The organism is Rhodobacteraceae bacterium LMO-JJ12 (assembly GCA_021555075.1).
Classification (GTDB): Bacteria; Pseudomonadota; Alphaproteobacteria; order Rhodobacterales; family Rhodobacteraceae; genus JAKGBX01.
This window is the reverse complement of record JAKGBX010000002.1, coordinates 396,067-417,079: the sequence shown is the minus strand read 5'-3', so window position 1 is coordinate 417,079 and position 21,013 is coordinate 396,067. Positions and strand designations below refer to the sequence as shown.

The window sequence follows — 21,013 nt, the reverse complement described above, 5'->3', positions numbered from 1 at the left end:
GCTAGTCCCCGTCGGCAGCGGAAAAACCGGTCTCGACCCCCATGCTGGGGCCGACAATCTCGGCCAATTGCACGTGCAGCGAGCGCATTTCCGACTGCAGCCCTTCGACCCGGATACGTGTCATCGGCTTTGCCACGGCCTTGTCCAACGGCGCGCCAATATCGCCGATCCGCGCCCGCGCCTTCTTGATCGCGTTCAGCACTTCCAAGCGACCCGACTCATCAACCGCCTCGGCGAACCCCAGCTTCAGCAACTCGGCAATCCCGGCCAGTTGAGCATCGATGATGGCAAGGCTCAGCCCCGCCTGCCAGGCTTCAGCTTGGCTGGGGCGCGGGGCATCGAATGTGCCAAGCGGACGGCCCAGCCGTGTATCGGCGATCCGGGTCAGCTCAAAATCAATGGCGGTAAACAGCACCTTGGTGAACTCGGCATCCGACAGATAGACCGGATTCTCCGGCCCCGCACCGCGCGCCAGATCGGACCAGCCGTCCGCATCAAACCAGTCGGCATAAAGCGCGTCCGCCGTCATCGCCACATGGGCCGAAATGCCGACAATCGCAGGGCAGGACGGCATCTCGTCAAACAGCAGGCGTTCAATTGCAGGCAGACCCTGCACTGCGGCGGAATGCCGGGCAATAGTTTCCGGGTCTGCCAGCGCCTCGGCGCTTTCGGACAGAAGCTGCTTCAACCCACGACCGACATAGTCCTTCTTGTCCGGCCAAAACCCCACCGACAGAACCGCACCGCGTTGCACGATGGGTCCGAACTGGTAAGCATCCAGCGGCGCCCAGGCCAGCCAAGTTGCTCGGAATACTTCGTCATAAGCCGCGCGATCAATCACCTTCGCACAGTAATCCCTAGACGCATCAGCCATTCCTGCGGCCGCAACGCGAAACTCGCCAAACTGATTCTCGAGCACACTCAAAGACCGATCCCGCAAAGCGACGTGGTCAATCTCGACGACCTGGGATTGAGCCGGCATTGCCAATAGGAAAATTCCGGTCAGAGCAGAGACCAAACGATGCAACATCTCACAGCGACTCCAGAAATGCGATGAGCGCTTCGCGCTCGGATTTGTCCATCATGCGGACGGTTTCACGAGCATTCTCGGCTTCGCCACCGTGCCAAAGGATGGCCTCGAGAAGAGATCTCGCCCGCCCGTCATGCAGGAAGTTTGTGTGCCCGCTGACCTCTGCCGTCAACCCGATTCCCCACAGCGGCGCGGTTCGCCATTCGCGCCCCGTCGCCTGCCATTCGGGCCGATTATCGGCCAAGCCTTCGCCCATGTCATGCAACAAGAGATCAGAATAGGGCCAAATCAGTTGAAAACTCTGCTCGGGGCGATCTTCCAGCCGGTGGGTGACAAATTTCGGCATATGGCAGTCCGCACAGCCCGCATTGTAGAACAATGCCTTGCCTTTCAACACTTCTGGAGCCGCAAAATTGCGCCGCTGTGGCGGCGCGACGTTGCGAGCAAAATGGGTGAGCAGGTCCATCACCACGGTGGACGCTTCAAGGTTCTCCTGCGCCGGGGTGTTGCCATCGGGGGCGGCCATGCATTCGGTTTGCAACGCGGTGCAATCACCGGTGGCGGCGGTGCGATAGGGGTTCGAAAGCCCAATATCGGAATTGAGCGCCTCCATCGACATCGCCCGCACCGTTGGCGCCCCCGCCTTGAGCCCGAACCGCCCCGTCATCCACTGGCCGTAAAACCCTGACCAGACCACATTGGGACGCCCGGAAATACCATCGCCATCGGCGTCTTCCGGGTCGGCATGGGCCAGAATGTCAGCCTCGGGAATCGCTTCGAGAAGCCCCAGCCCGATCATCTGTGGTGCGATTCGCGGGGAAAGCTCCGCCTCGGGGTGCAAGGCTGCGTAGCCAAGCGCGGCCACATCATACGTCGGCTTGCGCAGATCGACCACGCTACCATCGCCCAAGGTCACCGGAACGCTCTCGTAGGTCACGTGCAACCGTCCCTCGGCTGGGACGCCCGGCACCGATTTGTCCTGGATCTGGAACCCGTAAATCGGCTCGGGTGCGTTTGGCAACAATGCCAAGTCTTCGCGCGGCAGGTCCGAAACCGCCTTCGGGATTGAGGCCCGCACGAACAGCGACCCAACCCGATCTCCATCCCCCTCCGGCGGGCGGCCGCGTCCGTTTCCGGGATGACAGATCGAGCAGGCCCGTGCGTTATAAAGCGGGCCCAGCCCGTCGCTGGATACTGTCGCCGACGGAGCGGCAACCCAGAGCTTTTCGAACAAAGACAACCCGACGAAGAACTCTAGTTCACGCTCACCCGAGATACCGGCAGATGGCGAATAGAAGGATTTCGCCGACGGTGGCGCGATCAGGGTTGAGGCCCCAGCGGGGCGCAATTCGAAGGGCTCGGGGGCTGTGAAGTCCTGCGCGGGCGCGGTCACACTGGCAACCCGCTCCGTTTCTTGCGTGCTGCGTGGCACGTTGCTCAGATGCGGTTCGCCCAAGTGCCGAACGCGCTGCTCAGAACGCAAAGTGCTAGCGCAGAGCGCTAGCACCGCGAGGAGAAAAACAATGCCTCCCCATTTTGTTAGCCTTGCAGTCAAAGCAATCTCATTCGAACACGGCGTTCGGGTTATCAAGACTGTCAGACCCCTCAACGGTCACGCCGTCAAGGCCAACCAGCGCCACGGCGCGTTCGATATTGCGGGTCTGCGCCACCAACCCGTCAATCCCGGCCTGAATAAGAGCACCACCTGCCGCACCGGGCGCCAGCATCTGATCATAGGACGTCCCCGCCTCGGCCACGTCGCGGATCGCACCCAGCGCCATCATCGTAGTGTTCAGATCACTCATCAATGCGTTGGCCACCGACTCGTCGCGCTCTGTCACAAGATCATGCAGCGAGGGGCCTGAAACCACCGATCCATCAACTCGAACATAGGTGCCGGTATAGACATTCCGCACGCCCAGCCCGTCATAGTAATGCGAGTTGTGGGTGTTGTCCGAGAAGCAGTCGTGCTCCTCTTCCGGGTCATGCAGCATCAGGCCAAGTTTCATGCGCTCGCCCGCCTGTTCGCCATATGACAGCGACCCCAGACCGGTGAAAGCCATCACAAGCCCCTTGGCCTCGTCTGCGGTCACGTCGGCACGGCCCTGCCCGTCTGCCGACCAGTTGGCCACCGCGTCCTCCAGATCCGAAATCAGCAGATCGGTCGCCGCTACAAGATAGTCGGCGCGACGATCACAATTGTCATTGGTGCAGTTGGCGGTATCAAAATCGCTGGCGGGGCGCATACCTGCGCCATGATCGGTGCCGTTGAGGTCCTGACCCCAGAGCAGGAATTCGATGGCGTGATAGCCGCTGGCAACATTGGCCTCGATCCCGTCAATTTCATGCAGGCTCTCGATCAACTCGGGCGTGATGTTGGACGCATCAATGGTCTGGCCCGCCACTTCAAAGCTGGCGTTGGCAATCACGTTGGCGGTCGAGAACGGATTCTCCTCGTTAACACCCGCATCTCCTTCGATATAGTCGATCAGACCCTCATCCAGCGGCCAAGCGTTGACCTTGCCTTCCCACTCATCGACGGTTGGGTTGCCAAAGCGGAACGCTTCTGTCTGCTGATAGGGCACGCGGGCGGCAAGCCAGGCCTGCTTGGCGGCGGTCAACGTCGCGTCCGATGGTGCATCAACCAAATCCTGAACAGCACCACGAAGCGATTTGGCAAGAGTCAGGCTGTCCTCGTATCCCGCATGAGCAATGTCGGAATAGTTCTTCAGAATCGCCCCGGGGTCTGCGGCGCTTGCGCCAGCTGCCGGGAAGGCAAAAAGCAGGGTCAGAGGGAGTGCTATTTTCAGGGTCATTGCGACTAGTGTCCTTTTTGAATTGATTCGTGAAACTATCTCACAGGTATCTGAGTTATTTCATCAGGTAAATATTCCTGACAAAACTTATCGGATTGACAATTCCGATCAATTTTATCAGAAACGCCCGAACACCAGCCACCCCGAGCTGCATTTTGGGGAAGCCCGTGACACATTGTCGGAGCCGCAAAATGCACATTGACCATACTGAAAACACTAATCGCGCCATTGAGAAGAGGCCGGTTGACGACTTGCTCGTACTGGCCCGGGATGGCGTGCCGCTTGAAACACTCTTCCGGATGCCTGACGGCGAATGGTTGATCGACCGCCTGACCTTTACGAGAGGCCGGTTGGTATGACGCAAAAAAAGCCGGTGGATGCAGCCTCGCCAATTAAAGCCGTCGCCCCTGAACTTGACGCACAAGAGCTGTTGAAAGGCCACCAGGCCGTTCAGATCCGCCTTGGCGATCAACTCTACACCCTACGCATCACCCGCGCGGGCAAACTGATCCTTACGAAATGAACGGGGGGCCGAAACAACGCCAGATCGCGCCCACCCGATCGAAATATGCAGCAACTCCAACTGCTGCATACAAAACGCTGAATTGCACAGCACACCCTTCCCTTGGCGCGCGGCAAGCCAGACGCCCCTTTGGGACAAACACTCAAAAGGAAATACAAAATGAACAAGCACATCCTGCTCGCAGGCGTCATAGCACTGGGTCTACCTGCGGCAGCGTCGGCCAATGAACTTGAATGGTCTGGCGAAGCCGGCATCAACGTCGCATCCTCGTCTGGCGGGACGGCTGAAACAACCGGCATCATGATAGTCGAACTCTCCTACGGCGGAGCCTTCGTTGGCGCCGAACTTGAAACGCTCTACCAGGATCCGGCCGACAATGCCGAGATCACCCTGACCCTAGGCTATTCCTTCGATATCGGCACCGATACCGCCCTGACCGCCTCCTATTCGCGTATCTATCTCGACGATAGCGGTTTCAGTTCGCAGGAGGTGGCTCTGGCCCTTGATTTCCCGATCACGGGTGATGTTGGCGGCACGCTGGAAGTTGTCCGTGACCTCACCGCCAAATCTACCGATGTCAGCCTTGGTGCCGAGTTCGGCCTGGGCAAAAGCTTCACGGGCGAAGCCCTTGTCGGCCACGATGGCACCGACATCTATGGCGAGGCCGGTATTTCGTATGGCATCACCGAGAATGTATCGGCCGGTGTCCTGATCGAACTGTCCGAAAGCGCGAAACCTATCTACAATTTCGGGATCACGGTCGCCTTCGGCTCCTGAGGACACTTGCAGATACGCCGCTACGCACGAGACGTTTCCCTTAACCTCTCAGATTTGGGAGGAAGAAGGAGAGGTCTACGACGAGATGATCGAGGCTGTGACAATTCACGAAACTGATTGCAGCGTCCAGATCGACTTTGATGGTACTATAACTGCCCTTGTGGGACTGGCTCAGCCTGAGGCTGAGCCAGTTTTTACCAATAGGTCGCTTAAAGTGGCCGTAGGGGCCTGATACCCCCAAAGTATGGGAATTGTGGTTTTTGAAAATTTCCGTCCACGAACCACAATTGCGATCAACAGATGAACTCATGTTCCTCGGCCTGTCTTTCCATGGGCGCGAGCGGTGCCCGTCAGTTCATGCGCAAAGAGCATGCCCACGATGCTGATCGAGAAATCACCAAATACTTGGATATTACACGATGACGTCAGGCGTGCAGTGTTTGACCAAGAGCCGCCATCGCAGCCTCTTGCAGCGCTTCTCCCAGGGTCGGATGGGCGTGAACGGTCGCGGCAATATCTTCCAGACGCGCCTGCATCTCCAGAGCTATACTGAACGACGCCGCAAGTTCCGATACCCCTTTTCCAACGGCCTGAATTCCCAGCACCACATGATTGTCGGCCCGCGCCACCACCCGCACAAAGCCCTGCTGGGCCTGCATCGTCATGGCGCGGCCGTTGGCACTGAAAGGGAAAATGCCGATTTTGATCTCGCGTCCGGTATCGCGGGCATGATCAGGCGACAGCCCAACGGTGACAATCTCGGGGTCTGTAAAGCAAACCGCTGGAATAGCCTGTTTATCCCACTGCATCTGTTGCCCTGAGATGATACGCGCCACCACATCGCCCTGTGCCATTGCCCGGTGTGCAAGCATCGGCTCTCCGGTCACATCGCCAATCGCATAGATTCCGCGCATTGCGGTCTGGCAATGCTGATCAATGCGCAGAAACGGCCCCTCCATTTCCAGAGCCAGTTCATCGCGCCCCCAGCCATCGGTAACGGGCCTGCGCCCGATCGTCACCAGGACCTTGTCGGCCTTGATACGGCTTTCTCCCTCGGGACCGTCGATCTGCAACATTCCCTTCCCGGTCAGCCCGATTGCCTTGGTATCGCACACGACCTTGACGCCAATCTCCTTCAACCGCTTCATCACAGGGCGGGTCAGGTCGGCGTCATATTGTGGCAATACGCGCGAAGCCGCCTCGATCACAGTGACCTTTACGCCAAGCTTGGCAAATACGGTGCCCAGTTCCAGCCCGATATATCCGCCGCCGATCACAGCGAGAGTTGCGGGCAATTCAGTCAGCGCCAGCGCTTGCGTTGATGAGATCACCCGCCCGCCAAAAGGTATCGCTCCCAACTCTGCCGGGGCAGATCCGGTGGCAATCACCACGTTCTCGGCATGGATCACCTGAACGCCGGTATCAGTTTGCACCTCGACCGTGCGACCATCGCGAAATCTTGCCGGGCCGGTCACGCGTTTGACACCCGCCTTTTTCAACAACCCGCTGACACCGCCAACAAGACGGGTAACGATCCCGTCTTTCCATTCCATCGTCTGCGCCAGATCGATCTGGGGTTTCCCCGCGCTGATGCCCAGCGCGTCGCCGGTCGCGCGCTCGGTCGCAGCTGCGAATTCATCTGCCGCATGGATCAGCGCCTTGGAGGGGATGCAGCCGACATTGAGGCAGGTTCCACCCGGGCGCGGCGAGGCATCGACAATAATCGTATCGACACCTAGCTGTCCTGCGCGAATTGCGCAGACATAACCGCCTGGGCCGGCACCGATCACAAGAAGCTTGCAGGAAATATCCTTCATGGGCTCATCCCTCGACAAACATTAGCGCCGGGGTCTCCAGCAGCGTCTTGATCTTCTGCACAAACACCGCCGCATCCCAGCCATCAATCACCCGGTGATCAAAGCTCGACGAAAGGTTCATCATCTTGCGCGGCGTAAATCCGCTGCCATCCCAGACGGGGCGAATGACCATCTTGTTGACGCCGACAATCGCCACTTCGGGGCGGTTGACGATCGGTGTGCTCATGATCCCGCCCAGCGCACCCAACGAGGTGATGGTAATCGTCGAGCCGGTGAGTTCGTCGCGCGCGGCACTGCCCGCCTTGGCCGCCTCGCTGACGCGGTTGAGTTCCGCAGCACAGCTCCAGAGATCACGCGCCTCGGCATGACGCACGACCGGCACCATCAGCCCGGCGTCAGTCTGGGCCGCGATGCCAATATGCACGCCGCCACTTTGCTTGATGATGCCCGCTTCGTCGTCGTAATGCGCATTCAAACGCGGCTGTGCGGCAATCGCCCGCACCATCGCCCGCATAAGGAACGGCAGCAGCGTCAGTTTTGGCTGCTCCTCCTTCCGCTCCCTGTTGAGGCTAGCGCGCAGCTCTTCCAGCGCGGTCATGTCGACTTCTTCGACATAGGTGATCGGAGCAACCCTTGCGGAGGCCTCGGCCATTTTTTCCGCAATTCTGCGACGCAACCCGATCACCTTAATCTGTTCGACCGACGTATTGCGCTGATAGCTCGCTGTCTGCCCCACCAGATCGGGAGCGACTGACAACCGGTCAAGGTCCTCATGGGTAATCCGCCCGGCCGGGCCGCTGCCGGCGACGCGACGCAGATCAATGCCCGACTCGCGTGCCCGCGCCCGCACCGATGGCGACGCCATCGGCTTTTCTCCCTCGGGACGTGGCAGATGAGCGCCACCCGTGTCGGGTGACGAGACAGCGGAAACCGGGCGCTCCGGCGCTTGGGATTCGACTGTATCAGGCGCCTCAACACGCGGCTTGGGTGCAACCTCGGGCGTGGAGTCTTCCGGCGTGGTTTCGGTATTACCCTCGCCCGCCACTTCCAGCCGGATAAGGGGGGCGCCGACAGCCATCTTGTCGCCGGGGGCAGACCCCAGCCAAAGCACCTTGCCATCGGCGGGCGATGGTATCTCGACCGTCGCCTTATCCGTCATCACCGCCGCCAGTATCTGATCCTCGCGCACCAGATCGCCAACCGCGACGTTCCATTCCGCCAGTTCCACCTCGGCGATACCCTCGCCGACATCCGGCACCTTTATCGTATGCTGGCCCATGTCTCAGGCCTCCATCGTCTGTTTGAGGGCATCGCCGACACGGGCGGGGCCGGGAAAGTAATCCCACTCCTGGGCATGCGGATAAGGCGTATCCCAGCCTGCCACGCGACGGATCGGCGCTTCGAGATGGTAAAAGCAATGCTCAGCGACCAGAGCCGCCAGTTCCCCACCAAACCCCGAGGTCAGCGTCGCCTCATGCACGATGACACAGCGCCCAGTCTTGCGCACCGAGTCCGTGATCGCCTCCAGATCGTAGGGCAGCAACGTGCGCAGATCGATCACTTCGGCGTCGATGCCAGTATCTTCGGCGGCGGCCAGGGCCACATGCACCATGGTGCCATAAGCCAGAATGGTCACATCGCGCCCCACGCGCATGACTCGGGCCTGTCCCAGCGGCACTGTGTAATGTCCTTCGGGCACTTCGCCGTCAGGATGTTTGCCCCACCCGGTTACGGGGCGTTCATAATGCCCGTCAAATGGCCCGTTATAGAGGCGCTTGGGTTCGAGAAATATCACCGGATCGGGATCTTCGATCGCAGCAATCAACAATCCCTTCGCGTCATAAGGGTTACAAGGCACTACGACTTTGAGTCCTGCGACATGAGTGAACAGCGCCTCCGGACTTTGGCTGTGGGTCTGCCCACCAAAGATACCGCCACCCGTCGGCATACGAATGACCATCGGGCAGGTAAAATCCCCGTTCGAGCGATAGCGGATGCGCGCCGCTTCCTGGGTGATCTGGTCATAGGCGGGATACATGTAATCAGCGAACTGGATCTCTACGCAGGGGCGCATCCCGTTGGCCGCCATGCCGATGGCAGTACCGACGATGCCGCTCTCGCTAATCGGGGCATCAAAACAACGGTGGCGGCCGTATTTCTCCTGCAAGCCCTGCGTGGCACGGAAGACGCCGCCGAAATAGCCCACATCTTCGCCGTAAACCACGACCGTTTCGTCCCGGCCCATCGCCACATCCATCCCGTCACGGATAGCCTGGATCATCGTCATGCGTGCCACGTCTACACCCCCGATTCCTGGCGTTGTCGCCGTAGGTGTGGCGGCATCTCGGCATAGACCCCTTCGAACATATCGCGCGCCGAGGGGCGGTTGTCTGAATGCATCGTGCCATGCGTTTCGGCAGCCTTTTGCGCGGCGATCACCGTGTCGAGCATTTCCGCCTCAAGCTGGGCATGGCGGTCCTCACTCCACACCCCTCTGACGATCAGATGCGCCTTGAGCCGGATCACCGGGTCACCAAGCGGCCAGGCGGCGGATTCCTCTTTCGGGCGATAGGCACTTGGGTCATCCGAGGTGGAATGCGCGCCGGCGCGATAGGTCACATACTCGATCAGCGTCGGGCCGAGATTGCGGCGCGCTCTCTCTGCTGCCCACTGCCCTACCGCGTGAACCGCCAGATAGTCATTACCATCCACCCTGAGCGAAGGGATGCCATAGCCCAGACCACGGGCGGCAAATGTGCCAACCCCGCCGCGCGCAATGCCCTGAAAGGTCGAGATCGCCCACTGATTGTTGACCACGTTCAGCACCACCGGCGCCTTGAACGTCGAGGCAAATACCAGTGCTGCATGAAAATCGCTCTCGGCGGTTGATCCATCACCGATCCAACCCGCGGCGATGTTTGTCTCCCCCTTGATTGCCGAGGCCATGGCCCAGCCAACTGCCTGCGGAAACTGGGTCGCCAGATTGCCCGACAGGGTAAAGAACCCCTGTTCGCGCACCGAATAGAGTGTCGGCAATTGCCGCCCCTTGAGCGGATCTTCGGAATTGGCATAAATCTGGTTGATCATGGTCTCCAGCGGATAACCATCCGCGATGAGTAGACCTGCCTGCCGGTAGGTGGCGAAATTCATATCGCCCTTTTTGAGAACCTTGCGAAAAGCAGTGCTGACAGCCTCTTCGCCCAGATGCTGGATATAGAATGATGTCTTGCCCTGCCGCTGCGCAATGATCATCCGGGCATCCAATGCGCGCAGCAGCATCATGTGGCGAAGCCCCTCGACCAGTTGCTCATCGCTCAGCGAGCCCGCCCAGGGACCAACCGCCTCACCCTCGCGGTTCAGAACGCGGATGATGGAAAACGCCATGTCCCTGATTTCGCTCGGATCGACGTCGACGGGTGGGCAGTCCACCTCTCCGGCTGGCGCGATATGCACCTTGGTGAAATCCGGAACCCCACCAGGGCGAACCTCCGGTTCGGGGACATGCAGGCTGAGTGGTGTGGGCATGACGAGTTTCCTTACGGTTCCATGGGCGAAAGGACGACAGCAACTCCAACATATGACATCAATGAGGTTTGCAAAAGGGCAGTTTCCGCAATTAGTCGATCTGCAATTTACCTGCACCGCACCTAAGGCCCAACGCGCACACCTTCGCGCCGCTGGAAAAACCGTTAACAGCTGGACAGATTTCCAACAAAGACTGCCAGGGATCTCGAACCACACCCCGAAAAACCTCCGACAAATCGCCACATTCGGGGAACTCGCGCGCCCGCAAAACAGTTGACTTGAAAAGGAGGCCAGAAATGACCAATTTCAAGATGGGTGATCATGTCAAATGGAATTCCGAAGCCGGATACGTGACGGGCGAAATCACCAAGATCCACACCAGCGATTTCGACTACAAGGGCCACAAGCGGCGCGCGTCGAAAGATGATCCACAATACGAGATCGCAAGCGACAAAACCGACCATATAGCCGCCCACAAGGGAAGCGCGCTCACGAAGATCAAGTGATGCAGTGTGGGTACCGCACAATCGGGCATTCGAACCGCAGTCTTGCCACGTTCGCCGACATTCTACATCAGGCGGGGGTGCAGTCCGTCGCCGATGTACGCAGCTTTCCACATTCGCGAAACTACCCGGCCTTCAATATCGAAAGTCTTCCCGATCAGCTGAACACCTATCAGATCGGCTACCGCCACTTTCCCGATCTTGGCGGGCGGCGCAATATACAGCAGGATGTGCCAGACTCGTTCAACGCCTTCTGGCACAACCGTAGCTTTCAGAACTACGCCGATTACGCTCTGTCCGAACCTTTCCGACGCGCCTATGCCAACCTGCTTGCGCTTGGCAGCCACCGTCGCGTCGCGATTATGTGCGCCGAAGCCGTCTGGTGGCGCTGTCATAGGCGCATCATCACCGACTATCTCCTGCTGGATGGGCTCGAGGTGTTTCACCTGATGGGGCCAGGCCGCCAAGACCCGGCAAGGCTAACGCCCGGTGCCAAACGGCGGCCCGATGGCACCGTGGTCTACCCGCCGGTGACCACCAGCGCAGAGGAGCATAGCTGAACAAATGGGTTCGTATGCCTGACGACAACTATCCGAGCCGAATCCGATAGCAAAAGCGCGGATTGACAAACAAAGGAGTCCTCCCATGAAACATCACTTGTCCCTTAAACAGATCGAGCCTGTCACCCATGACACCTATCATCTGGTTTTCGACCGCCCCGACGAGTTTGACTATTCACCCGGTCAGGGCGTCGAACTATTTGTCCTCAAGGACGGCTGGAAGGATGAAGGCCGCCCCTTCACACCGGTTTCATTGCCGAGTGAACCGAACCTGGAATTTGTCATCAAATCCTACCCCGAGCATCACGGCGTCACTGAGCAGATCAGCAAGTTGCGGCCGGGCGCCGACCTGGAAATGAAAGGCCCGTTCGGCGCCATCTCGGATCAGGGGCCGGGAGTATTTATTGCCGGTGGCGCCGGTGTCACACCAATGATCGCGGTGCTGCGCAAGCGACTGCAAGATCACGGCACGCTTGAAGGATCCACGCTGGTATTTGCCAACAAGTCCGAGGCCGACATCATCTGGCGCGACAAGTTCGAGACGATGACGGGTCTGACCACTGCCTTCGTGGTTGACGAACCCGGTGCCAGTGTGCCGCAGCAAAGGCTCGATCGCAATTATCTGCGCCAATTCGTAAGCGACGATAGCCGTTGCTATCTCTGCGGCCCGCCGCCGATGATGGATGCAATCCGCGATGCACTGCATGATCTGGGCGTTCCGGATGATCGGATCATCGAAGAGGAATTCTGAGACGCCAGACGCTCGCACCGCGACCATCCGGCTTGACCGCGCCCCTTACGACGCACTCCCCCGCGACACCATGTTCGCGCCACCTGACATTGATCACAAAGCTCCCCAGCAGGAGGAAAAGTGCCAGGATCAATAGCAACAGGAATAAATCGGCCAGCGATGAATCGTCAGGCAAACGATCGGGATCGTCGATCCGATGGTGCACACGCCGCATCCGAAGCCAGGCGATCAGAATCACCACAGCCCCAGTAACGAGCATCAACACTTCAGACTACAGCGGGCTGGGATGATCGGACAATCGTGCAGCCGCCAGACCGAATCCGACGATCCCCACCACCGTGCGCACCCACGCCAGAGAGGTCCGCTCGTCGGACGCATGGCTTTAGAAATTGATAATCATTCAGCGGGCCGCAGGTCCCAATCTTCCGGTTGAGGCAACTGCTCGAAGGTATGTTCCGGCACCGGCGTCGGCAGCGTCCATTCCAGCGTATCTGCGTATTCATTCCAGTAATTCGCCCGGGTCTCGCGCTTGCCCGCCAGCAGGGTGTAAAACACGATTCCGATGAATAAGAGCAGTGACGTGAAAGACAAGAGCGCGCCCCAGCTCGACACCTCGTTCCAATAGGCAAAAGCTTCCGGATAGTCGACATAGCGCCGCGGCATGCCCTGACGGCCAAGAAAATGCTGGGGAAAGAACGTCAGGTTGGCACCGATGAAGAACATCCAGAAATGCAGCTTGCCGGCCCATTCCGGGTATTGTCGCCCCGACATCTTGGCCAGCCAGTAATACACCCCGGCGATCAGCGCGAAAATTGCTCCCAAACTCATCACGTAGTGGAAATGCGCCACCACATAATAGGTATCGTGGTAGGCCCGGTCTACGCTGGCCTGTGCTATGACAACGCCGGTTACACCGCCCATGGTGAACAGAAAAATGAACCCGATGACAAAAAGCATCGGCGTCTTGAGCTCGACTGACCCGCCCCACATCGTTGCCAGCCACGAGAATATCTTAATGCCCGTCGGCACCGCAATCGTGACCGAGGCAATCTGGAAAAAGCTCTGCTGGGAGATCGACATGCCAGAGGTGAACATGTGATGCGCCCAAACCAGAAAACCCACTGCACCGATGGTTATCAGCGCCCAAACCATCGGCAGATAGCCGAAGATCGGTTTCTTGGAGAAGGTCGCGGCCACGTGGCTGATAATGCCAAAACCGGGCAACACGACGATATAGACCTCCGGGTGGCCGAAAAACCAGAACAGATGCTGATAAAGCATCGGATCGCCGCCGCCCGAGGGGTCAAAGAAGGTGGTTGCAAAGTTGCGGTCGGTCAGCAGCATGGTGACAGCACCGGCCAGCACCGGCACGGCCATAAGAAGCATCCAAGCGGTGACAAAGACCGACCAGGCAAACAGCGGCACCTTGAACAGGCTCATGCCAGGTGCGCGCATATTGAGGAAGGTGGTGATCATATTGATCGCGCCGAGGATCGAACTGGCTCCCGATAGATGGATCGCAAAGATCGCCAGATCCATCGACATGCCGCCATCCAGCACCGAAAGCGGCGCATAGAGTGTCCAGCCGACCCCGGCCCCGTGCGAGCCATCACCGCCGGGTGCAAAAAACGAGGCGAAAGCAAGCGTCGCCCCGGCGATGAACAGCCAATAACTGAGATTGTTGAGCCGCGGAAATGCCATGTCGGGCGCGCCGATCATCAACGGCAGGAAATAGTTGCCAAAGCCGCCGAACAACGCCGGGATCACCACGAAGAACATCATCAGCAAGCCGTGATAGGTGATCATGATGTTCCACAGGTGCCCGTTGGGCGTGCACTCCGCGGCCGACGGCCAAAAGCGCATGCCTTCCAGGCAGAGATATTGCACGCCCGGATCCATCAGTTCGAGGCGCATGAAGACCGACAGCAACGCCGCAGCCACCCCGATGGCCCCAGAGGTGAACAGATAGAGGATTCCGATATCCTTGTGGTTCGTCGACATGAACCATCTGATGAAGAAACCACGTTCGTTGTAGCCCTGGTTCACTGTTGTTTCGTGCATCGGATCCTCCCATCTCGATGGGCGGTTGAAGTCAGTTGTGCGGCATGGCTTCGAACCGCGAGAAATAGATATTGCTATTCAGGTAAACACGCACCGCTCCAACACGGGCCCAAGCATGGGCCAGACGGCCAGGCCGGTCCAGATACTGTCCAATCCCGCCATGGCCGCTAAAATCAGATTCGGACCATCGGCAAAAACCGATTACCCCAGCCCATATGCCCGCCAGTGTCGGAACAATGCTGCCAACAGGCCGAGTGCAAGACTGGTCTGGATCACAGGACATGAAACGCTCCGCTGTCGCGCTGGCCGGGCGAGACCATTTGCATACGGTCAGCACATCGTTTGAATTGGATTTTGTAATACCTATTAATGCGCACTAAAATATGCATTGTCAATACCACTTTAAGAAACGCCAATGCTGATTGCTTTTAAGTCAATCCGGATTAAAGCTGCTCGTCAGCAGCCTGTGATAACAGGCCTGTTTCGTCTCACCAGAATGCGGCCCCCGCCCCAGAGCGTCAGCTAGGTCAAAGAACCCATTGCCGGGGAGCCGTTCAGGGCCACGGCCTACGACACGCGCCGCGACAAACGGCCTGCCTGCCTCGCAATCCTCGCGCATTGTGACCTCCAGCGCGTCAGTGATCTTGCGGATCGAGCCCGGCGCGAACATCCCCAATTTGCGTGCCAGACGCCCATAAGCAATTGGCACCTCCTCGATCGACAGGTCCTCAAGGTAGGCCCGCACCCGATCAGGCAGAGACGGCGTGCGTCCTGCTGCCGATGGCTGTCGTGGCGGCGGAACTTCTTGTGCGGTGCCGTCGGGCGCAATGTCGGCCGCCCATGCCCTCTGAGCGCTGCGAACAACTACTCGAGTCGCCTCCGGTTGGGGGCCAGGGCCGGTTTCGATGACAATCTCGCCGCGCGAAAAACCGGCCTGCAAATCTTCTGCTTTCAGCCCGAGACGCGGTGCAAGATAGCTCGGGGCGATCCTCACCTGATCTCCCTCCCAGGAAAAAACATCGGGGGGAACCGGGCGCTTAAAGAGTGGGCTTTGCCCCAATGTGCCTCGGTAATACGGTCTCTGCCCGCTGGCGTGATCGGTCACATCCACAATCTCGCGGATTGCCGGCAAGGCGGCGCGCAACATCGTCTCGACACCTTGGCGCAGCGTCACCGCCGAAGAGGCGCAGCCCTGGCAGCCGCCGGACATACGTAGATAAACGGTGCCGTTCTCCACGCTCTCTGCGCTGACGTGGCCGCCATGACTGGCAATCGAAGGGTTTGTCTTGGCGTCGAGCAATTTAGTGATTGAGGACAAAAGCTCGGCGTCGCGTTTTGCAGTGGCTGGTGTCGCCGCTCCGTCTCCGAGTGGCTGGTCGGTGCTGTCCAGAACCGTGCGGATCGCTGCGGCGATGGGACCTTTGAGCACCTGCCAGTCGTGGCCGGTTGCGCGCGTCACAAGGATCGTCTCGCCCGTCACCTGCACATGCATCACACCGTCAATTGTGAATAGATCCCGCGCCAAAGGGGCCTCATCCGTCGGCGCATCAAAGCTGGCCGCGCGCCCTTGCTGGACCGGTGCGTCGAGGATAAAGCGCATTGTGGCCGGATCACGCAGCGAAACCTGGGCCCGGATGCGCCGCCGTGGTCCTGTGTCAGACATCCTCGACCTCGGCGCTTTCGATCTCGCGCAGCGCGGGATAGCTATAAATCCCCGAATTATGCCCATCGCTAAAGGCCACACCGAGCGCATAGTTGCCGACGCTCCAGATCCTGGTCGGGGCCACATCCAGTGGAAGTGTGTCCGGGTTCAGAAGCGGCCTGCCGCTCACTTCATCGCGGCAAACCGCGCAACGGCAGGACAATCGCAGGTCACGCGGGTCGATCTTCTGGACCGTATCGGACCATCTTATCGTCAGGCCCGTAGCGTCATAATCCAATGCCAGCGGCCGGTCCGTCGCGGTGCCTTCCGGTGCTGGTGCAGGATGACCGGCTCCCGTCGCGATGTTCCAGTCGAACGGCACCTGCAAACCGGCGTCTTGTCCCGTACCTCCGATCAGCACATCGGCAATAGCGGCGTAAGCCCGAGCCGCCGGGCTGTCTGTCGCGGTCGCCACCAACGGCACGCCGCTGTCACCACCATCGACAATCGCCGGATCAAGAGGAATGGCGCCAAGATAGGGTACAGCGAGACTGTCTGCGATAAGCTCGCCCCCGCCTTTATGGAAAATATGCGTGACCTCGCCGCAGGAAGGGCAGGTAAAGCCGCTCATGTTTTCGATAATCCCGAGGATTGGCACGTTTACTTTTTCCAGCATCCGCAATCCGCGCCGCGCGATCTTGAGGCTGACATCTTGGGGCGTGGAAACAACGACGGCACCAGTCAAAGGAAACGCCTGCGCCAGCGTCAGTTGCGTATCGCCTGTGCCCGGCGGCAGATCGAGCAGCAGGATATCCAACTCGCCCCATTCCACCTGCGTGATGAACATCCGCAGATATTTTGTCACCATCGGGCCCCGCAGGATTGCCGGTTCATCATCGCCGGTGAGCATTCCCATCGAGATCACCTTGACCCCGTGCGCCTCGGCGGGAATTACCTTTTTTTCGGGCGTCATCGCCGGAGGCTTGTCGGCAAGGATGCCAAGCATGCCAGGAATCGAGGGGCCGTAGAGATCGGCATCCACCAGCCCGATGCGCAGGCCGCGTTGAGCCAGCATCACCGCAAGGTTGGCAGTAACTGTGGACTTGCCCACCCCGCCCTTGCCGCTTGCGATCGCTATCATACGTCCCAGATTCCCATGGGGCCCGGAGCGCGACCCGTCCGATACGGATTCGCGGCGCGGTGCGGTTGCATCGGTATTGGTCGAGTCTAGTTGATCAGGCATGATTTTTTCCCAAGTTATTGTCAATTTTGCGGGCGGATCGCACGTTGCCGTATTCATCCACATCGACTCGAATTCCGAGTTCTTCTGAGGCCAAAATCCGCTGAGGCTTGTTATCCTCACTGCCTTCACCCACTTCGAACCATCGGCTGATGGTGCCGATATGTATTCCATCCTGCAGATCTTTGACGCTAATGCCAAAAGCATTGGCAACGGCTGCCATATCAATCACCGTCCTGTCAGCCGGAAGTGCAATTCTCAACATCGACCTCTCCTTCGACCCAAGCTCGTCATCTGAAATTCAGTCAGCAGCGATTTGCGGTTCCAGATCGCAACGCAGCTTCAACAGGCAGTGTCCGTCATCGGTACCGAAGCATTCGGCGGTTGTAAATTCGCTGGCGATCTGCACAGTCGGCACGGCATCGTCGATGCCTGCCTGTTGGTCAGTCAGTCGCATCACTATCCGCAACCCGTAGTCGGCATAAGCCGCAAGACGCATGTGTGCCTCCACCAATTGGTATTCATAATGCCGATTATACAGGAGCCTAATAGGTAATACAAATACCAATATCTATTGTGTGCGGTCTCAGGCCCTAATGGTCGAGCGCGAACTCGACGACGGCTTCGCGGATCTGATACGAAAAACGGTTCCACACCAACCTGGTTTGACATTGGTGTTCAGATCGAATTTGTCGGTAATATCACAGCCCATGTGGGACAGGCTCAGCCTCGGGCAGAGTCATTTGTCACCAAAAGTGCGCTAAAACTGGTTGCGGGGGCCTGACACCACCGAGATCTATGCTGGTTTCTTACAACACCGAAGTCTTGGCATACCATTTTTGGGATTTTTCTCTGCGAACGACAATTGCGATCAAACAGATAGACTCATGTTCTTCGGCCAGATTTCCTATTGGATCGAGGTACTAACCCTTAGGCCTGTAACTCACCCGTCGGCCAGAACGGATCGCTCACGATATTGCTCGACGGTTTCTGCCAAGCTGAAACGATTAGTCCATAATCCGCATTACCGCATCGCAAAGCGCCTCCGGGCACGCCGTGGCACACGCGCGCGCCCCGAAGCCGCCTCATATTTCGTGAGAATTATTTCCGGATTTCACCGAACCCACAGACAGCGCCAAGTCACTTTGCTGACGTAGCTTTGTCCGTCAGCGCCTTCAGCGCGCCATTCACTTTGGTTATGATCTCTGAGTCTGCCGGGATATTCAGGCCATCAAATAAATCTTCGGCAGGAGACCACACAAGCTGGGTGTTGCCGTCGGCGTCCTGATAAGCCAGCACACGCAGCGGCAATACCAAACCGGCACGTAGATCCGCTTCCATCGCCAATGTGCCCAATGCAGGGTTTCCAAAGATCAGCAACGTCGCATCCGGGATTGATTTACCCACGCTTTCTGCACCCTTTGCGTGATCAACGCGCGCAAAAACCGTTGCGCCCGCCCCTGTTACAGCAGCTTCAAGGCTGTCGATGGTATCATTGACCGACAATGGGGAAGCTTTGGTCATATCTTCTGCCCATGCTGCCGTTGTCGAAAGTGCGATGATGGTTGCGGCGATGTAATGTTTCATTGAATGCTCCTTTTTTCAGTGCCCACATTAACACTACCTGGGGCCCCACTAATACCGGGATCACACAACAAGGGCCTCAAACTCCCGTGATCACACAAGAGGAGCCTCAGCACAGTCTTGAATCTCACAAGCTCGGCTACACGGCGAGCACGAAGCTTCGACTTATAGCGGCCACTTTGGTTGTAGCTGATATCATCCGCTAATCGCGTTCAACCCACTCTTCAATCTGGAGCGCTGCAACCTGCGCTTGGCGATATTCCCTGCCTAAACCCAACCAGAATGCTGCGACTATCATGAATGGCTGGTTCGGACAGCTGCAACGCAGCGACAAACCGGTCAGGCAAGTTTCGCAACGTGGGGGCCGTTCATGTGGCATTTGTCAGCGGTACAAGTGGCGGCTGCCAGACTTCGCTTCATTTGCTCGCCTCTCACCTGATGATCGCAAGAGCCGTAGTTGTCTGCGTCACGAGGTGGTAGGTTGCCGATAAAGACGGCAGGGTGCAGATTTACGGCAGCCCATCGGGGTTTTCGCCGCCATTCACCCATGAACTGGGCAATAAGATTTTCGTGCCGATCGCTGCGGATGGTTCAGCGCCCTGCCAATGCCCCTGTCAGGCAGCGACCGACGCTTCACACCTGCTTGGCGGATCTACCAAATTCAAGACACAGGATTTCACGATACTTTGAGCGTGCCCACTCGTCGCTGGACTTTCTGAGCGTTTGTTCTGCTTAGTGAAATAAAACTTTGGGGAGATTGCGATGCCGACTGCACGGAAGAGGGAAGCGGCGCTGGTTGAACTGCTTGCCACCGGTGACAGGGCTGCATTCGAGCAGGTTTACCGCAAACATAATACAACCCTGATCCGCGTCGCGACAGGTATCGTTCGTAGCCGCGCGACGGCTGAAGAGGTAGCCCAGGAAACCTGGATCGCGGTTCTGAAAAGCATCTCAGGTTTTGAGGGGCGCTCTTCACTGGCAAGCTGGATCTTCTCGATCCTCATGAACAAGGCCCGCAGCCGGGCTAAGCGCGACGGGCGCATCGTCTCGTTTGATGGTGCGGGCGAGGACGACAATCTGACGGCGGCCTTTGATGGCCGGGGGCGCTGGAAAGATATGCCCGAACTTTGGGAAACCCTGACCCCCGAGCGCATTCTGGCCGGACGCAACGTGATGGACCATGTGAATGCTGCGATCGAAACTCTGCCGCCTGGCCAGCGCTCCGTGATCATTTTACGCGCACAACAGGGGATGGAGGCCGAAGAAGTCTGCACCATCCTTGGTATCAGCGAAGGTAACATGCGGGTTCTGTTGCACCGGGCACGTCTGGGCGTTCGCGCTGCTCTCGATGGCCTGATGTGACATGAGGTCTTGCATGTCGCCGGGACTGAACTATTTTTCAGACACGTGTAACGCGGCGGGGTTTCGTTTGTCCTGTTCATGTGAGGCACGTGAAAAGGACACCGCCAAATGTTGAATTGCCAGGAAGTAGCAGCCCGCGCCAGCGCCCTGATCGACGGAGAGCTGAGCACATGGGAAGCCCTTCAGATGCAACTACATCTTGCGATGTGCAAAGGGTGCGGCCGGTTCATCGGCCAGATGCGGACGACCCGCAATCTGACTGAAAGCCTGCCTGTAGCCGCTACGCATGATGAGGCCGATGACGACCACATCAGCGCTATCCTTTCCCAGCTTCACGAAGGGAAGCAAAAGGGCGGCTGAGGCCCCCGCGAAAGGAACCATACCATGAACAAGATCACAGCCGGCCTCGTCGCCGGTTTCGTAGCGACCGTCGTTTTGTCGGTCATGATGCTTGCCAAGGGCATGATGGGCGTCATGCCGGAACTCGATGTTATCGCCATGCTCAGCACCATGATGGGTGCACCCGCCGCAATGGGGTGGCTGGGCCACTTCATCATTGGCACGGTGGCCTGGGGCGGCGGGTTTGTGCTGCTTTACGGTCTGATCCCGGGTGGTTCGGCGCTGATCAAGGGCATCGTATTCGGCATTGCCGCCTGGTTTGGCATGATGATCATGGTCATGCCGATGGCAGGAGCCGGACTCTTCGGAATGGCCTTCGGGATCATGGGACCAATGATGACGCTGGTGCTGCACGTCATTTACGGGGCCGTGCTGGGAATCGTGTTTCGCATGCTCGTCGCACCCAAGCCGGCGTATTCCTGA

At 58.5% G+C, this 21,013-nt stretch carries 23 protein-coding genes; 9 read left to right on the top strand and 14 right to left on the bottom strand.

Annotated elements, in window-relative coordinates; genetic code table 11:
• Position 1: 1 nt before the first annotated feature.
• The 3 genes from LZG00_14045 to LZG00_14035 form a co-directional block, all read right to left on the bottom strand.
• The gene (locus LZG00_14045; GenBank protein ID MCF3595112.1) at positions 2-919 is read right to left on the bottom strand and encodes an imelysin family protein; all 918 of its coding nucleotides are present in this window, start codon (positions 917-919) and stop codon (positions 2-4) included.
• Between the two features lie 112 nt (positions 920-1,031).
• Positions 1,032-2,486: a c-type cytochrome gene (locus LZG00_14040; GenBank protein MCF3595111.1), complete on the bottom strand. Its 1,455-nt coding sequence runs from the start codon at positions 2,484-2,486 to the stop codon at positions 1,032-1,034.
• Positions 2,487-2,592: 106 nt separating this feature from the next.
• Positions 2,593-3,846, bottom strand: a complete 1,254-nt coding sequence (locus LZG00_14035; protein MCF3595110.1) for a peptidase — start codon at positions 3,844-3,846, stop codon at positions 2,593-2,595.
• A gap of 191 nt (positions 3,847-4,037) precedes the next feature.
• Between LZG00_14035 and LZG00_14030 the strand changes: the two genes are divergently transcribed.
• From LZG00_14030 to LZG00_14020, 3 genes are all read left to right on the top strand, one after another.
• Positions 4,038-4,205, top strand: coding sequence for a hypothetical protein (locus tag LZG00_14030; protein ID MCF3595109.1), 168 nt, complete (start codon positions 4,038-4,040; stop codon positions 4,203-4,205).
• Positions 4,202-4,369 carry a hemin uptake protein HemP gene (locus LZG00_14025; GenBank protein MCF3595108.1) on the top strand — a complete coding sequence of 56 codons (168 nt, stop codon included), beginning with the start codon at positions 4,202-4,204 and terminating at the stop codon, positions 4,367-4,369. The genes LZG00_14030 and LZG00_14025 overlap by 4 nt, the downstream gene beginning before the upstream one ends.
• Positions 4,370-4,528: 159 nt before the next feature.
• On the top strand, positions 4,529-5,146 hold the full coding sequence (locus LZG00_14020) for a hypothetical protein (GenBank protein ID MCF3595107.1): 618 nt from the start codon (positions 4,529-4,531) through the stop codon (positions 5,144-5,146).
• Positions 5,147-5,571: 425 nt separating this feature from the next.
• Here LZG00_14020 and lpdA read toward each other — a convergent pair whose 3' ends face one another.
• From lpdA to LZG00_14000, 4 genes are read right to left on the bottom strand one after another with little or no spacing between them, the layout of a single operon-like run.
• Positions 5,572-6,963 carry a dihydrolipoyl dehydrogenase gene (lpdA, locus tag LZG00_14015; GenBank protein MCF3595106.1) on the bottom strand — a complete coding sequence of 464 codons (1,392 nt, stop codon included), beginning with the start codon at positions 6,961-6,963 and terminating at the stop codon, positions 5,572-5,574.
• 4 nt (positions 6,964-6,967) lie between these two features.
• A complete protein-coding gene (locus tag LZG00_14010) occupies positions 6,968-8,242 on the bottom strand; it encodes a 2-oxo acid dehydrogenase subunit E2 (protein MCF3595105.1) in 1,275 nt (424 codons plus the stop codon).
• 3 nt (positions 8,243-8,245) lie between these two features.
• Positions 8,246-9,259 (bottom strand): alpha-ketoacid dehydrogenase subunit beta, encoded by a 1,014-nt coding sequence (locus tag LZG00_14005; GenBank protein ID MCF3595104.1) that lies wholly within the window; start codon positions 9,257-9,259, stop codon positions 8,246-8,248.
• Between the two features lie 2 nt (positions 9,260-9,261).
• A complete protein-coding gene (locus tag LZG00_14000) occupies positions 9,262-10,488 on the bottom strand; it encodes a 3-methyl-2-oxobutanoate dehydrogenase (2-methylpropanoyl-transferring) subunit alpha (protein MCF3595103.1) in 1,227 nt (408 codons plus the stop codon).
• Positions 10,489-10,784: 296 nt separating this feature from the next.
• On the opposite strand from LZG00_14000, the gene LZG00_13995 reads away from it, so the two are divergent.
• From LZG00_13995 to LZG00_13985, 3 genes are all read left to right on the top strand, one after another.
• Positions 10,785-10,994 carry a DUF2945 domain-containing protein gene (locus LZG00_13995; protein MCF3595102.1) on the top strand — a complete coding sequence of 70 codons (210 nt, stop codon included), beginning with the start codon at positions 10,785-10,787 and terminating at the stop codon, positions 10,992-10,994.
• A complete protein-coding gene (locus LZG00_13990) occupies positions 10,994-11,551 on the top strand; it encodes a DUF488 domain-containing protein (protein ID MCF3595101.1) in 558 nt (185 codons plus the stop codon). The genes LZG00_13995 and LZG00_13990 overlap by 1 nt, the downstream gene beginning before the upstream one ends.
• Before the next feature lie 85 nt (positions 11,552-11,636).
• Complete coding sequence (locus tag LZG00_13985; GenBank protein MCF3595100.1) at positions 11,637-12,302, top strand: FAD-binding oxidoreductase; 666 nt, start codon at positions 11,637-11,639, stop codon at positions 12,300-12,302.
• Positions 12,303-12,573: 271 nt separating this feature from the next.
• Here the strand turns inward: LZG00_13985 and LZG00_13980 are convergent, their stop codons facing one another.
• The 7 genes from LZG00_13980 to LZG00_13950 all read right to left on the bottom strand — a co-directional run bounded on the left by LZG00_13980 (position 12,574) and on the right by LZG00_13950 (position 18,832).
• A complete protein-coding gene (locus tag LZG00_13980; protein ID MCF3595099.1) occupies positions 12,574-12,636 on the bottom strand; it encodes a hypothetical protein in 63 nt (20 codons plus the stop codon).
• A gap of 62 nt (positions 12,637-12,698) precedes the next feature.
• Positions 12,699-14,363: a cytochrome c oxidase subunit 1 gene (locus LZG00_13975; GenBank protein MCF3595098.1), complete on the bottom strand. Its 1,665-nt coding sequence runs from the start codon at positions 14,361-14,363 to the stop codon at positions 12,699-12,701.
• 433 nt (positions 14,364-14,796) lie between these two features.
• Positions 14,797-16,026: a NifU family protein gene (locus LZG00_13970; protein MCF3595097.1), complete on the bottom strand. Its 1,230-nt coding sequence runs from the start codon at positions 16,024-16,026 to the stop codon at positions 14,797-14,799.
• Positions 16,019-17,248, bottom strand: coding sequence for a P-loop NTPase (locus LZG00_13965; protein ID MCF3595096.1), 1,230 nt, complete (start codon positions 17,246-17,248; stop codon positions 16,019-16,021). Before LZG00_13965 ends, LZG00_13970 begins: the two co-directional genes overlap by 8 nt.
• Positions 17,241-17,510 (bottom strand): DUF6522 family protein, encoded by a 270-nt coding sequence (locus tag LZG00_13960; protein MCF3595095.1) that lies wholly within the window; start codon positions 17,508-17,510, stop codon positions 17,241-17,243. Before LZG00_13960 ends, LZG00_13965 begins: the two co-directional genes overlap by 8 nt.
• 36 nt (positions 17,511-17,546) lie before the next feature.
• The gene (locus LZG00_13955; protein ID MCF3595094.1) at positions 17,547-17,744 is read right to left on the bottom strand and encodes a hypothetical protein; all 198 of its coding nucleotides are present in this window, start codon (positions 17,742-17,744) and stop codon (positions 17,547-17,549) included.
• A 641-nt stretch (positions 17,745-18,385) separates the two neighbouring features.
• Positions 18,386-18,832 (bottom strand): DUF302 domain-containing protein, encoded by a 447-nt coding sequence (locus tag LZG00_13950; GenBank protein MCF3595093.1) that lies wholly within the window; start codon positions 18,830-18,832, stop codon positions 18,386-18,388.
• A gap of 759 nt (positions 18,833-19,591) precedes the next feature.
• Between LZG00_13950 and LZG00_13945 the strand changes: the two genes are divergently transcribed.
• The 3 genes from LZG00_13945 to LZG00_13935 all read left to right on the top strand — a co-directional run bounded on the left by LZG00_13945 (position 19,592) and on the right by LZG00_13935 (position 21,013).
• Entirely contained in the window at positions 19,592-20,191 is a 600-nt protein-coding gene (locus tag LZG00_13945; GenBank protein ID MCF3595092.1) for a sigma-70 family RNA polymerase sigma factor, read from the top strand.
• Positions 20,192-20,299: 108 nt separating this feature from the next.
• Positions 20,300-20,551, top strand: a complete 252-nt coding sequence (locus LZG00_13940) for a zf-HC2 domain-containing protein (protein MCF3595091.1) — start codon at positions 20,300-20,302, stop codon at positions 20,549-20,551.
• Positions 20,552-20,575: 24 nt separating this feature from the next.
• Positions 20,576-21,013, top strand: a complete 438-nt coding sequence (locus LZG00_13935; GenBank protein MCF3595090.1) for a hypothetical protein — start codon at positions 20,576-20,578, stop codon at positions 21,011-21,013.

Bases quoted from the DNA above. Each gene is read 5' to 3' on its own strand.
- LZG00_14035 (MCF3595110.1), bottom strand. From the start codon at position 3,846: ATGACCCTGAAAATAGCACTCCCTCTGACCCTGCTTTTTGCCTTCCCG.
- LZG00_13935 (MCF3595090.1), top strand. From the start codon at position 20,576: ATGAACAAGATCACAGCCGGCCTCGTCGCCGGTTTCGTAGCGACCGTC.
- LZG00_13945 (MCF3595092.1), top strand. From the start codon at position 19,592: ATGCCGACTGCACGGAAGAGGGAAGCGGCGCTGGTTGAACTGCTTGCC.
- LZG00_13955 (MCF3595094.1), bottom strand. From the start codon at position 17,744: ATGCGTCTTGCGGCTTATGCCGACTACGGGTTGCGGATAGTGATGCGA.
- LZG00_14025 (MCF3595108.1), top strand. From the start codon at position 4,202: ATGACGCAAAAAAAGCCGGTGGATGCAGCCTCGCCAATTAAAGCCGTC.
- LZG00_13950 (MCF3595093.1), bottom strand. From the start codon at position 18,832: ATGAAACATTACATCGCCGCAACCATCATCGCACTTTCGACAACGGCA.
- LZG00_14030 (MCF3595109.1), top strand. From the start codon at position 4,038: ATGCACATTGACCATACTGAAAACACTAATCGCGCCATTGAGAAGAGG.
- LZG00_13940 (MCF3595091.1), top strand. From the start codon at position 20,300: ATGTTGAATTGCCAGGAAGTAGCAGCCCGCGCCAGCGCCCTGATCGAC.
- lpdA (MCF3595106.1), bottom strand. From the start codon at position 6,963: ATGAAGGATATTTCCTGCAAGCTTCTTGTGATCGGTGCCGGCCCAGGC.
- LZG00_13995 (MCF3595102.1), top strand. From the start codon at position 10,785: ATGACCAATTTCAAGATGGGTGATCATGTCAAATGGAATTCCGAAGCC.
- LZG00_13965 (MCF3595096.1), bottom strand. From the start codon at position 17,248: ATGCCTGATCAACTAGACTCGACCAATACCGATGCAACCGCACCGCGC.
- LZG00_13960 (MCF3595095.1), bottom strand. From the start codon at position 17,510: ATGTTGAGAATTGCACTTCCGGCTGACAGGACGGTGATTGATATGGCA.
- LZG00_13975 (MCF3595098.1), bottom strand. From the start codon at position 14,363: ATGCACGAAACAACAGTGAACCAGGGCTACAACGAACGTGGTTTCTTC.
- LZG00_13970 (MCF3595097.1), bottom strand. From the start codon at position 16,026: ATGTCTGACACAGGACCACGGCGGCGCATCCGGGCCCAGGTTTCGCTG.
- LZG00_14010 (MCF3595105.1), bottom strand. From the start codon at position 8,242: ATGGGCCAGCATACGATAAAGGTGCCGGATGTCGGCGAGGGTATCGCC.
- LZG00_13990 (MCF3595101.1), top strand. From the start codon at position 10,994: ATGCAGTGTGGGTACCGCACAATCGGGCATTCGAACCGCAGTCTTGCC.
- LZG00_14020 (MCF3595107.1), top strand. From the start codon at position 4,529: ATGAACAAGCACATCCTGCTCGCAGGCGTCATAGCACTGGGTCTACCT.
- LZG00_13985 (MCF3595100.1), top strand. From the start codon at position 11,637: ATGAAACATCACTTGTCCCTTAAACAGATCGAGCCTGTCACCCATGAC.
- LZG00_14000 (MCF3595103.1), bottom strand. From the start codon at position 10,488: ATGCCCACACCACTCAGCCTGCATGTCCCCGAACCGGAGGTTCGCCCT.